Below are 12,217 nucleotides of genomic sequence, written 5' to 3' on the forward strand. Positions count from 1 at the left end.
CACGCAAAAATTTGACTTTAACCTGACAAATTTATTCCCATTAGACGCTGTTAGCGGAACATTTACCATCTATTTACCCGCCTTTAAAACCACAACATTTTTTGCCGTACAACGACATAATCCTCTGCACCCACTCAAGAATGCACAGGTTTTACCACTACCCCCACAACGCAAACCACGACCGCTAAAATCAGTACAACAAGACCACAAGCTCGTCCACGAACAGGCACCCTCATAGCACGAAAGACACCATGAGTTCAGAAGAGTTCGAAGAACACACCCCATACCTATTTCACCAAGAAAACCTCACCATAATCCTTGGAAAATCAGCACAGCTAGCAACCATCAAAGAACTCATACACTCCACCCAAACACCCACCACGACAACATACTGGGGGCAACACACATCAGAAGAACTCATAAGCTCCATCGCCACACCCCTGACCAGCCAAAATTTCTGGGAGACAATCACAGAGGGGCTCCTTCTGCAAACCCATTGGCCCACACATCCAGAGGGAACCCTCTACTACCCCACCACACCCCCATGGCTCAACAACGCACCGTCATGGGAATATGACCCCATCTGCCCACCTGACGGGCTTGGAGCTCTCGGAGGATGGATACACGTCAAAGGACATGTACTACCAAACCACCAAATCGCCCTCTTCCAGCTCACAGACGAAAACTCATTCTGGATTTTTAGCTCACCAGAAACACTCCAACAGATACTTCACCTATGCAAAGACATCGCGCCCATAAGAGAGCACTTCGAATACGCCACAGGTTACCTTGGTGATGATGCACAGTACCAGTGCCTAGCACTACCTATGACATGCAGAAACACCCTTGAAGATAAGCTCACACTGCAAGGAAAACACTACGATTCTTTTTTCTGGGAGTAAGCTACGCCTCTTTTAAGCGCGAAGACTGGCATACTTAACTCGTGTATGTTTTGACCTTTATTCGTCGCAAGGGCGCAAAATCTCTCCCCTTAGAAGAGCTCTGCGACAAGCTCAACACCCTAGAGCCGTTCATCCCGTTCACCAAAACCTACCCTGACGAACTACAAGGCGCATTTAATCACCCAGAACATGCCATACGAGCATTCCTCCTCGGAGCCCTCTATAACGGGTACTGGATTGGTATCGGAGTGGGAGGACTACGAGCCCCACGCTTTGCGATGGCTTTAGGAGCTGTGGGAATACCAGAATGCTCTGGAGAAGCCATTAGCTATTCACGTCTTGCCGTAGAACAAGCCCCCACCGGAGCACCCTCAAAATGCGTTGTGGTACTCGGTCATGACCAAAAGCTCTCACAGCACGCCACAGGTATTGCACGATTGCTCTATCGAGTCTGTGCAGAACGTTCAGAAGCTGAAAACCGTGTTATATCCTTACTGATCCCAGGTGTTCGAGGACAGCAAAAAGCAGTAGCACAAGCCCTCGGTATCAGTTCGCAAGCAGTCAGCAAAACACTAGTTAGAGCGCAATGGCATGAACAAGAAGCGGCGTTACCGGTGCTTCAAGAGCTCCTCAGCTCTATCCATCGGCTGACGCCAAAGCATTAGAACTCTTACGAACGTCGTGGCAAAGAACAAGTAGAACCCGGAAGCCGCCAACGATTCTGCGCAATCAGAGCATACACTTTTTCAGCAGGCAAACGCCCCATAGAAGACAACAAGCAACGCCCTAAAACTCGCAAAGAACGGTGCTGACTCGTCTTCAGAACAAGACCTACCGCAACCACACCATAAACGGTATGTCCGTCATCTGTCACAAGTGGAATAGCTCGAGAAAAACGTTGAGGGTCAACCTTCGAAGAAAACTCCTCATCGCTCCAGGCCGGAAGAATGTCAGCACGCACCTCTTGCTGAGCAAGCCAACGTCCTGCTTGAGTGCAAATACCACAGTCAGGGTCATAATAGAGTTTCATGCAGTATCGCCTAAGGAAGAAGAGTCGCTAAGGTACGTGCTACGCCATCGTCATAGACACTAGTAGTGACCTCATCAGCAACAGCAATCACTTCCTCAGGTGCTTGTCCCATGGCAACTCCACGAGCTGCCCAATGTAACATCTCTTTATCGTTGTGCCCGTCCCCAATAGCAATCGTATGCGCGGGGTCTATGCCGAGGGTGCGCCGTAGCTGCTCTAGAGATGAGGCTTTTGACACACCGTGTGCAGCGATATCTAACCATGCGGTCCAGCCGACGGCATAGTTTACTCCATGAAGACCTGCAGCATAAATAGCTTTTTTGAAGGTTTGAGGATCAACGTCCTCAGCAAAAACGACAACACGAGTAGCTTCACGATGTTCAAGGAGTTCAGATTTTGTGACGGGTATCGATTGTGCACCAAAAGATCCGTCTTCAAAATCATCTGTTGCGTAAATATCACCGGCGACGGTCTCTAACGCCATCTGAGCGTACGGGATTTTCTCCTGCAATAAGCTCAATGCGCGCTGCGGGTTAAACGCAACACTATCAATAACGTGGTAACCATCATTAGCTGATAGCTTGAGGGTAACCGCACCATTTGAAGTCACCATATAGCCTTCGCTCATGCCGAGCTGTTGCGCTATGGGAAGTGCCGCTTGACGAGAACGCCCCGTCGCGATAATCACGGCGTGTCCGGCTGAGATAACATCTTGAACAGACTTTTTGACAGCCTCACTTAGTGTTCCGTCGTGATGTACTAGAGTACCGTCAATATCTATGGCAATAAGGTAACGGGTATCTGGTTCAAGAACCCAATGACTTGAGACAGGCGGGTGGACTCGTAGTTTTTCCATCATAGTTTCAGGTGTCTTTTCTTGTGGTGGGTTCAGGGTAAAAATAGCGGTCGTTCAAAGACTCTACCCGCTCAATAGGCTACCCATCATACTGGAGTATTAGCGAGTATTCTCTCCTGTTAGTATATTCCTATGTCTCTTTCTGATTTATCTGAAAGCACCCAAAACTATCTTAAAGAAATCTGGGGAATATCGGAGTGGTCTCAGCAAGTACCGACCACAACATTACTGGCACAAAAAACTGGCAATAGGCCTTCAAGTGTTTCTGATGCGCTCAGAAGGTTAGCGAATGCTGATCTGATTTCGTATCGCCCATATGCTCCGATTGAGCTAACAGAACTAGGGAAAAAATATGCGGTGTCGATGGTTCGTCGACACCGCCTTTTAGAGACTTTTCTTGTGCAAGTTCTCAACTACCCTATTGACAAGGTTCACGATGAGGCAGAGGTTTTAGAACATGCTGTTTCCGACATCATGATTGAACGTATTGATGCGTTATTAGGGCATCCCACCCGTGACCCTCATGGTGACCCAATTCCTGCCGAAGACGGCACAGTAGATAACCCAGAACAGAGCACTCTCACAGACTATCTTCTAGAACATTGCTGCCAAGATCCACAGCGCCTAAGAATAGAACGTGTTAGTGATAAAGATGCCAAAATTCTCAGCTTCTTTATTCAACACCAACTCGTCCCAGGAAAGACTATTCTTGTACGTGGCAGCAGGAACCTAGAAGATATACAAGTTCGTCATGAAGGGTCGTCAGAAAGTATTGAACTTAGCTCTGAACAGGGGCAGAAGATTTTTGTGATTGAGTACGAATCTTAGTGTAGATACGCTCTGAAATGAAGACTACCGCAAACATGACTCCTTGAGTAAGCACCACTGCCCCACCAGGAGAAATATCAACATAGTAACTAATGTATAGTCCGCTAATAGACCCGACTAATGCAAAAGTCACTGAGTAGCACAGCATTGTTGTGAATTTATTTGTCAAAAGACGTGCGGTAGAACCGGGGATAATCAACATTGCAACAACCAAAATAACACCAACAACTTGCAGTGCAACAACAGATGTTAACGCCAGTGAAAATAGCAGGATGCCTGATAGCACACGGGTAGATAATCCAATAGCTGCAGCATACGAGGAGTCAAAAGCGTAGAGGGTAAGGTCTTTACGTTTGTAAAGCAAAACACCTGTTACGAGGGCAGCTAGTACACATACCTGAGTAAGAGCAGCGGTACTGACGCCAAGAACGTTACCATAGATGATTTCGTTGAGGTCAATATGTGACGGCGTTATAGAAACCATCACAATGCCTAAAGCAAAAAGAGTTGTAAAGACGATACCCATGGCAGAGTCTTGTCGAATCTTTCGGTGTGAGCCAACAACCCCGATGAGCATCACTGCGACTAGAGCAGTGACAAGTGCACCAATAGCAAAAGGAATCTGAAGGATATAGGCAAAGACTACTCCAGGCAGCACAGCGTGAGAGATAGCATCCCCCATCAAAGACCAGCCCACAAGAACCAACCAACAAGAGAGCACTGAACAGACTAGTGCCGCGACAATAGTTACGGCAAAAGCTCGTTGCATCAGCCCTAGGCTAAGCGGGGAAAGAAGAAATTCAAGCATGGCAAGGTTCGCTTTCTGTCCGCATTGTTGGTGTGGTTAATGCGGGCTGGTTTTGAAGGGGAAAAGAAAAGTTACTGGGAAGATAGAACATCCGTACCAAAAACCTTCATAAGATTTTCGGGACGAAGAACTGTTTCGACGTCAGCATGAGCAAGTACTGTGCGTCGCAATAGAATTGCTTCGGTTGCGAGCTGACTCAAAGAGCTTAAGTCGTGGGTGGACACGAGAATAGTTGCCCCATCTCGTGCTAACTCATTGAGGAGGCTAACAATCATCTTTTCAGAACGTTTATCAACCCCTGCAAAGGGTTCGTCAAGTAAGAAAATGTTCGCTCCTTGCGCCATCGCACGCGCAACAAAAGCTCGTTTCCGTTGACCGCCAGAGAGTTCGCCGATTTGGCGTTCTGCAAGGTCTGTGAGTTCTACGCGTTCTAATGCCCGTGCAACCGCCTGTTTTGCTTGAGCATCGAGACGACGAGTTGTGCCGAGCCGCCAGTATGTCCCCATTGAAACCACATCACGAACAGACACCGGAAAGGTGAAATCTATTTCTTCGCTTTGGGGGACATAACTGACGACTCCAGTCGAACGCGCCTGTTGTGGGCTGTGACCATCAAGGGTAACAGTACCTGTACAGTCACGATGTACTCCCATCATGGTTTTGAAAAGAGTTGATTTTCCTGATCCGTTCATCCCAATCAAACCACAGATACGCCCTGATTCGACGCTAAAGTTAACGTCATCAAGGGCATGGACGGAACCATAATGGGCAGAAACCCCAGTAACTTTAATGGCGCTCATAATATATTTTACTTTTCCTGAGTTAGAGCTTTGGAAATGGTCTTTGCATCGTAGGTGATGAGGTCTAAATAGGTCGGAACAGGTCCGCCTTTTTCAGAGAGGGAGTCCACATAAAGAGTTCCACCAAAAGGTGTTCCTGTTTCGGTGACAACTTGTTGCATCGGATGATCAGATACAGTAGATTCGCAGAATACTGCTGGAACTTTTTTGTCTTTAACAAATTTAACGACTGACTCAATTTGTGAAGGTGTTGCTTGGGCATCAGAGTTGACAGCCCAGATATATTTTTCCTGAAGTCCAGCATCTTTAGTGAGGTAGGAAAACGCACCTTCGCAAGTCACAAGGGCCCGTTGTTCTTTGGGGATAGTGGAGATACTTGATACCAAGTCATCATGAACTTTCTGAAGTTTCTCTTGATAGGCCTTAGCATTTGCTCGATAGTCTGACTCATGAGCAGGGTCAAGTTTAACGAATGCGTCAGCAATGTTATCTACGTATTTTTTGACTACGAGTGGGCTCATCCAAGCATGAGGATTAGGTTTTCCCGCATACGCATCTTCGGTGATGCTAATTGGTGTAACGCCTTCACTAACTTTTACGTGAGGTGCATGGGTGTTCTGAACAAATTTCTTGAACCAGGTCTCAAGGTTGAGTCCATTATCGAGAATGAGGTCTGCGTGAGTTGCCTTTTCAATATCACCAGGAGTTGGTTCATAATGGTGAATTTCAGCACCAGGCTTTGTAATCGACTGAACGTCGAGATGGTCACCAGCAACATTTTGTGCAATGTCTTGAAGAACAGTGAAGGTGGTGAGGACATGTGGTTTGCCGGTGGAGGCTGATGCTTCTGCGTTACTCTTTGCTGATGGGGAGCCAGCGCCTCCGCAAGCGCTCAGGAGCAAGACTGCTGAGGTGCACAGGGCTAGGAATTTAGGTGATTTTTTCACGATGAATACCTTTCACATCATGATGTTTGATAAGGCTATACCTTGCATTAGGTGAGGATTAGAAGTCTGTGTGTATTGACGAGTATAGCTTAAATGTTCGTCTAGACGAACATTTTTTTAGAGTGTCCCGTTAACACTCCAAATACGACAAAAGAGGCAACCCTTGAACGCCCAAGGATCGCCTCTTTTTTAGCGACTAAAACAGCAAAAGTATTATTGAGCCACAGGAATAACCTCTAACCCGCCCATATATGGACGCAATGCTTCAGGGATACGAACAGAGCCATCAGCCTGCTGGTGTGTTTCTAGAATGGCAACAAGCCAACGGGTCGTTGCTAAAGTACCGTTCAATGTAGCCACTGCACGAGTACCACCCTTCTTCGTCTTCCCTGAAGAATCAACGGTATCGGCAAGACGTTCACGAATGTTCAAACGACGAGCTTGGAAAGTTGTGCAATTTGAGGTTGAGGTCAGCTCACGGTAGGTGCCTTGAGTAGGAACCCACGCTTCGCAGTCAAATTTACGGGCAGCAGAAGATCCAAGGTCTCCAGCTGCTGTATCAATAACACGATAAGACAACTCGCATTTTTGAAGCATCTGTTCCTCCCAGCTCAGAAGCTGAGCATGCATATCTTCAGCCTCTTCTACGGGGCAGTACACAAACATTTCAGCTTTATTGAACTGGTGCACACGAATAATTCCACGAGTGTCTTTTCCGGCAGAACCAGCTTCGCGACGGTAGCAAGAAGACCAACCAAGGTATTTCTTTGCACCCTGAGAGAAGTCAATAATCTCGTCTGCATGGTAACCAGCTAAAGCAACCTCAGAAGTGCCGACAAGATACAGGTCGTCACGTTCTAAACGGTAAATCTCATCGTCGTGTTTGACGTTAAAACCGGTACCGTTCATTGTTTCTGGGCGTACCAGAGTAGGTGTTGTCATCATGGTGAAACCGTCAGAAGCAGCCTGATCTAACGCCATGAACAACAACGCTTGTTCTAAACGAGCAACATGGCCTTTGAGGAAGTAAAAACGAGAGCCAGAGACTTTAGCCCCACGCACCATGTCAATACCGTCTACTAGTTCACCAATCTCAAGATGGTCACGAGGGGAGAAACCTTCTGCCTCAAAGTTTCGAGGTTCACCAACGGTCTTGAGAACAACATAGTCATCTTCTCCGCCGACGGGGACACCATCAATAACAAGGTTTTCCATGCGAGTCAGGAGTTCTTCTTGCTGAGCTTGCGCCTTTTCAGAAGCAATTTTCGCTTGAGCTACACGTTCAGAAAGTTCTTTGACTTCAGCAAGCAATGCCTGCTTTTGTTCTCCTTGAGCCTGAGCGACCTTCTTGCCGAATGTTTTCTGTTCAGCACGCAGATTCTCAAATTCAGTGATGCTAGAACGGCGGGTTGCATCAGCTTCAAGAATCTGGTCTACCAAAGACTCATCAGCGCCACGTTTACGCTGCGATTCACGGAATAGGTCTGGGTTTTCACGAAGAAGGTTAATATCAATCACGGTATAAATTTACCGCAATTACTGCGGGTTCGCTCAAATTCACACACCCCATAGTTGATACGCTAACTATCATGAACATCAGCACACGGAAAATAGTCATCTATAGCACTCTCGCTTTAGGTGCAGGATGTAGCGTCGCTACGTGGGCGTTTAATATGCTCAGCAGACACGGAGGGCGAGACGTTTTCCCTATATACCAGCCATCACATGTGATGCTGTCACCGGGAGAGCCTCAGAAGGTTGCGGTTATTTTTAATCCAACGAAACCTCAGGCAGAGTTAAGTTGCCAGACCATCAAGGAACAGTTGGCTCAGGCGCAATGGCCAGAGGCATTATTTTATGAAACAACGGTTGAAGACCCCGGCTATCAAGTTGCGCAAAAGGCTTTAGAGCATGGGGCACAGCGCGTTATAGCTATTGGTGGTGATGGCACAGTTCGTGAAGTTGCTTCAGCTCTAGCCGGCAGCGAGGCCACGTTAGGTATTGTGCCGATGGGTACAGGTAATCTTCTCGCACGCAATCTTAACTTAGCCTATGGAGATGTTGCAGAGTCAGTTAATACTGCCTTGTATGGGACTCCCGAACGGGTTGACATGATTCAGATGAAAATGACTCATCGAGATCAGAGCATCACTGAACGGCGCTACATCATCATGGGTGGGGCAGGTTTTGATGCCCAAATTATGCATGACACTGATGAAAAGTTAAAAACTAGATTTGGGTGGGTTGCGTATTTGCAGGCAGGTTTAAAAAATCTTCTCAAGCCACGTAAGTCTGTCAAAATTACAGTAGATGATCGGCCTCCTATACGACGTAAAATCCGTTCAGTTCTTATTGCTAACTGCGGTCAGGTGCAAGGCGGGGTAAATCTTACGTCTACGACAAATGCTCAAGATGGTCAGCTAGAAGTTATTATTCTGGCTCCTCGCAATTTGAGTGAGTGGATTATTGTAGGAGTGCAGTTTGTTCTAGGTCCTCAAATATTCAATAAGCGCCGACGAGTTCTTGAACATGTAGTGGGCAAGAGTGCAAATATTAAGTTCGTTCGAGAAGAACAGCCGGTAGAGATTGATGGGGACACTCTTCCTCATGCGATTCGTTTACAGGCGGAGGTCTTACCAGGCGCGGTGAAGATTTCGCTTTATCCTCAAGAATCAGAATAAGAGCTAAATGGTGGGGTGTATATTCTGAAGATGGAATATACACCCCGTGATTTTATAGTCATCTAAGGGATAAGTTATTGCAGTAGGGATTTTACCCACTGCTCAGCTTGAGAGAATGCCTTATCAGTATGCACAGGGTCTACAGTATTTTTTTCGTAGAGTGCACGAGGATATGACCCTAAAAAGGTGAGTTGCGGGCTGATTCTATGGAGTCCACGTAGCGCATCTTGCATCCGTGATTCAAAGAGGTGACCGTCAGCGTCAATTGAGAAAAAGTATGACCCCAAGAACTGTCCTGTTGGACGCGATTCGATACGCGAAAGGTTAATACCACGAGTCGAGAATTGTTCTAGGAGGTTAAGTAATGCTCCAGGTTCATCTTGAGGCAACGGAACTACCAGCGTTGTTTTATCTGCACCAGTAGGTTCCGGGATAACGGGGTTTTTTGCAACCAAAATAAACCGTGTAACAGCTTGTTTGTTGTCACCAATGTTTTCTGCAAGGACAGTTAGCTCAGGGTTGTTTTGAGCGACAGCTGGTGCACAGACGGCAGCATCATAGGTGGGGTGATCTTCAAGTAGACCCATGGCGGCAGCCGCTGTTGATTGCTCTGGAACATAGTCTGCTTGTGGAATGTGCTGTTCTGCCCACTGTCGTATTTGTGCCCATGCATGGGAATGTGTTGATACACGTTGAATATCGTCAAGGTTGATATTTTTGCGTGCTACGAGGGAGAATTCGATGGGTACGAGCACTTCGCGGATAATTCGCAAGCTTTTTTCACGAGCGATAGAGTCAAGCGTTGCGCTGACTCCTCCTTCTACAGAATTTTCGATAGGGACCATAGCCGCGTCTGCTTGATCTAAGAGAAGTGCTCTAAAGGCGGCAGGAACGGTGGGTGAGGGGAAGCGTTCACTGGTATGAGTTTCGGGGATGCTCAGAAGTGCCGATTCGGTGAAGGTTCCAGATGGTCCGAGGAAGGTGTAGCGCATGCGTTCTAGTGTATCTGGTTTCTTAGGAGGTGTTTTGACGTAGCGACAGGTGTATAAAAAATGCTTGGGTTAGGCATCATGACGGTGTTTTACATATTAAACAACCACCCAAAGGTGAAGTATCTCACACATAATTGTTATCTTTGCGCAACCGCTAGAGAATGATATTTAGGTCACACAAGGCCTATTTGTATATTTCAGTCCAATGGAGGATCTCATGCGCATTAGCGTACCCCGCGAGATAAAACCACAAGAACAACGAGTTGGCATGACCCCAGACGGTGCTCACGCTCTCGTCGAAGCGGGACATGAAGTTCTTGTAGAAACCGACGCCGGCGTCGGTGCAGGCTTTAGCAACAAAGAATACCAAGAAGCTGGTGCACGCCTTGTCAGCGCAGATGAGGCATGGAACAGCGCAGAACTCCTTGTTAAGGTCAAGGAACCCATCGAATCCGAATACCAGTATCTACGCGAAGATTTAACCCTATTTACGTATCTTCACCTTGCAGCAGACAAACCACTCACACAAGCTCTCATAACAGCAAAGACACGTGCTATTGCTTATGAAACAGTACGTGTTGGGCGAGCCCTACCGTTACTGCTACCCATGAGTGAGGTTGCAGGTCGTCTTGCCGGCTCTGCAGCAGCACAATATCTACTCGGCTCCCAAGGTGGCCCCGGCATCCTTCTTGGTGGCGTTCCAGGTGTTGCACCAGCACGAGTCGTTGTCCTTGGCGGCGGCAATGTTGGTACCCATGCGGCACAGATGTGTGTAGGACTTGGCGCCGAAGTCACCATTCTTGAAGGATACGGCCCTCGAGTACGCGAATTGAATACTATTTTTGGTTCTACAGCTCGTATTCTGAACTCAACACCACGCAATATTGCGCGTGAGATTTCCGAGGCAGACGTTGTCGTTGGGTCAGTGCTTGTCCCCGGGGCAAAAGCTCCTAAGCTAGTACGCCGAGAGCACCTGTCTTCTATGAAAACTGGTGCATTGCTCATCGACGTAGCAATTGATCAGGGTGGTTGTTTTGAGACTTCCCGACCAACCACCTATCAAGACCCTATCTATGAGGTCGATGGCATCCGTCATTATTGTGTCGCAAATATGCCGGGGGCTGTTCCACGTACCTCTACGGTGGCACTGACCGATGCCACCTTGCCTTATATCCTCAAGCTTGCACAGGGCGTTGATCAAGCATTAGCAGAAGATTCTTCCTTGCAAGCAGGGCTCAACACCGATAGCGGAAAAATTATGTTCCCTGCCGTTGCAGACGCATTTCCTGATTTAGTGAAGTAAGTTCCCGCTTGTTCATATGTCATAGGGGTGGTGTTCAAGAACAAAATTCTTGAACACCACCCCTATGACGCACTGTGCTTGTATCAGGTAAAGATATTTTAGGAAGTTTGTTTTAGTCGTTGCGCTGCTTCAGGGTCAGAATCATTGAGGAATTTTTCAATGCGTGCAGATTCATCTGATTCTCCTATTGCATCAGCTGCTTCTCCGAGCAAGAATAAGGCTTTTAGAAAACCTCGGTTTGGCAAGTGAGTATAGGGTATGGGACCGTGCCCACGCCAGCCATTAGCACGGAGAGAATCTAGCCCGCGGTGGTATCCCACACGAGCATAAGCATAACCTTGAATCAGATTACCTTCCTCCAGCGTTTTTTCCGCAAGAAGCGCCCAAGCCAGTGACGATTTAGGAAAGGATTGCGCTAACGCTTCAGGCGATTCCCCTTGTTCAATGCGGGCAAGCAATTCCGTTTCTTCTGGCAAATAGGTGGGGGCAGGCCCGTCTAGAAGATTTTTTCCGGCTAAAGACATGATATTTTTCCCTCTTTTTGTGTAATTACAATTTTTTATCCCTCACCTATTATGCAAGGAGTATACGCAGTCATCCTACCGAGGATTACCCTGACCTTAGTTCATTTACGGCACACAAGAAAAGCTGCCCGCCACAACAAGTTGATGACGAGCAGCTTTTCAATCACCTAATAAAAGTTAGCTACCTCTAAGAGAAAATACTTAGTTACGTTATTCGGCAAAAGAGGTCACACCGTTGACGCCTAGAACGCTATCTCTTTTTGATGTTTCAGGGTGCTCTACCTGCTCAAGGTTCTGAGTTTTGTACCATTTGATAGCAAGAAGGTTCTTTTTAAGCTGAGCAATTAGCACTGCGACAACCAACGCTCCAACAGCAAGCGCCACTAAAAGATATACGAGAACAAACACCGTTGTTGTTTCTACAGACATCGCAGATTCTCCTTAAGATTGCCGATGCATTTTGGGTAAAACATTTCACCCTTGTGAGCAATATTACTCTTCATATTCTTAGAAAGTCAACAAAATCTTTAGAAAATCAATAAAAAA

The 12,217-nt window shown here is 47.1% G+C and carries 15 protein-coding genes; 6 read left to right on the forward strand and 9 right to left on the reverse strand.

Going from position 1 to position 12,217, the window contains the following annotated elements; all coding sequences use genetic code 11:
• The 3 genes from ACN08X_RS04390 to ACN08X_RS04400 form a co-directional block, all read left to right on the forward strand.
• Window positions 1-238: hypothetical protein (locus ACN08X_RS04390; protein WP_419108007.1), on the forward strand; the 238-nt coding region annotated here is incomplete at its 5' end.
• A 13-nt stretch (window positions 239-251) separates the two neighbouring features.
• Window positions 252-902, forward strand: a complete 651-nt coding sequence (locus ACN08X_RS04395; RefSeq protein WP_419108008.1) for a hypothetical protein — start codon at window positions 252-254, stop codon at window positions 900-902.
• 41 nt (window positions 903-943) lie between these two features.
• Window positions 944-1,567 carry a recombinase RecJ gene (locus ACN08X_RS04400; RefSeq protein WP_419108009.1) on the forward strand — a complete coding sequence of 208 codons (624 nt, stop codon included), beginning with the start codon at window positions 944-946 and terminating at the stop codon, window positions 1,565-1,567.
• A 5-nt stretch (window positions 1,568-1,572) separates the two neighbouring features.
• On the opposite strand, the gene ACN08X_RS04405 is transcribed toward ACN08X_RS04400, so the two are convergent.
• Window positions 1,573-1,932 (reverse strand): thiol-disulfide oxidoreductase DCC family protein, encoded by a 360-nt coding sequence (locus ACN08X_RS04405; protein ID WP_419108010.1) that lies wholly within the window; start codon window positions 1,930-1,932, stop codon window positions 1,573-1,575.
• 10 nt (window positions 1,933-1,942) lie between these two features.
• Complete coding sequence (locus ACN08X_RS04410; protein ID WP_419101117.1) at window positions 1,943-2,791, reverse strand: HAD family hydrolase; 849 nt, start codon at window positions 2,789-2,791, stop codon at window positions 1,943-1,945.
• Window positions 2,792-2,920: 129 nt separating this feature from the next.
• Here ACN08X_RS04410 and ACN08X_RS04415 point away from each other — a divergent pair, with 129 nt between their 5' ends.
• Window positions 2,921-3,616: a metal-dependent transcriptional regulator gene (locus ACN08X_RS04415; protein ID WP_419105764.1), complete on the forward strand. Its 696-nt coding sequence runs from the start codon at window positions 2,921-2,923 to the stop codon at window positions 3,614-3,616.
• Here the strand turns inward: ACN08X_RS04415 and ACN08X_RS04420 are convergent.
• The 4 genes from ACN08X_RS04420 to serS all read right to left on the reverse strand — a co-directional run bounded on the left by ACN08X_RS04420 (window position 3,567) and on the right by serS (window position 7,689).
• Window positions 3,567-4,424, reverse strand: a complete 858-nt coding sequence (locus tag ACN08X_RS04420; RefSeq protein ID WP_419105765.1) for a metal ABC transporter permease — start codon at window positions 4,422-4,424, stop codon at window positions 3,567-3,569. The two genes, ACN08X_RS04415 and ACN08X_RS04420, sit on opposite strands and share 50 nt — an antisense overlap.
• 71 nt (window positions 4,425-4,495) lie before the next feature.
• Window positions 4,496-5,224, reverse strand: a complete 729-nt coding sequence (locus ACN08X_RS04425) for a metal ABC transporter ATP-binding protein (protein WP_419101120.1) — start codon at window positions 5,222-5,224, stop codon at window positions 4,496-4,498.
• 8 nt (window positions 5,225-5,232) lie between these two features.
• On the reverse strand, window positions 5,233-6,171 hold the full coding sequence (locus ACN08X_RS04430) for a metal ABC transporter substrate-binding protein (protein WP_419105766.1): 939 nt from the start codon (window positions 6,169-6,171) through the stop codon (window positions 5,233-5,235).
• 213 nt (window positions 6,172-6,384) lie between these two features.
• Window positions 6,385-7,689, reverse strand: a complete 1,305-nt coding sequence (gene serS / locus ACN08X_RS04435; RefSeq protein ID WP_419108011.1) for a serine--tRNA ligase — start codon at window positions 7,687-7,689, stop codon at window positions 6,385-6,387.
• A 71-nt stretch (window positions 7,690-7,760) separates the two neighbouring features.
• On the opposite strand from serS, the gene ACN08X_RS04440 reads away from it, so the two are divergent.
• Entirely contained in the window at window positions 7,761-8,852 is a 1,092-nt protein-coding gene (locus tag ACN08X_RS04440) for a diacylglycerol/lipid kinase family protein (protein ID WP_419108012.1), read from the forward strand.
• Window positions 8,853-8,926: 74 nt separating this feature from the next.
• On the opposite strand, the gene pheA is transcribed toward ACN08X_RS04440, so the two are convergent.
• Window positions 8,927-9,844: a prephenate dehydratase gene (gene pheA, locus ACN08X_RS04445; protein WP_419108013.1), complete on the reverse strand. Its 918-nt coding sequence runs from the start codon at window positions 9,842-9,844 to the stop codon at window positions 8,927-8,929.
• Between the two features lie 217 nt (window positions 9,845-10,061).
• On the opposite strand from pheA, the gene ald reads away from it, so the two are divergent.
• Window positions 10,062-11,147 (forward strand): alanine dehydrogenase, encoded by a 1,086-nt coding sequence (gene ald / locus ACN08X_RS04450; protein WP_419108014.1) that lies wholly within the window; start codon window positions 10,062-10,064, stop codon window positions 11,145-11,147.
• A gap of 98 nt (window positions 11,148-11,245) precedes the next feature.
• Here the strand turns inward: ald and ACN08X_RS04455 are convergent, their stop codons facing one another.
• Window positions 11,246-11,671 (reverse strand): DUF3151 domain-containing protein, encoded by a 426-nt coding sequence (locus ACN08X_RS04455; RefSeq protein ID WP_419101126.1) that lies wholly within the window; start codon window positions 11,669-11,671, stop codon window positions 11,246-11,248.
• Window positions 11,672-11,881: 210 nt separating this feature from the next.
• On the reverse strand, window positions 11,882-12,100 hold the full coding sequence (locus ACN08X_RS04460) for a hypothetical protein (protein WP_419108015.1): 219 nt from the start codon (window positions 12,098-12,100) through the stop codon (window positions 11,882-11,884).
• Window positions 12,101-12,217 lie beyond the last annotated feature (117 nt).

The sequence above is a fragment of the Rothia sp. P6271 genome, assembly GCF_048512995.1.
Taxonomy (GTDB): domain Bacteria; phylum Actinomycetota; class Actinomycetes; order Actinomycetales; family Micrococcaceae; genus Rothia.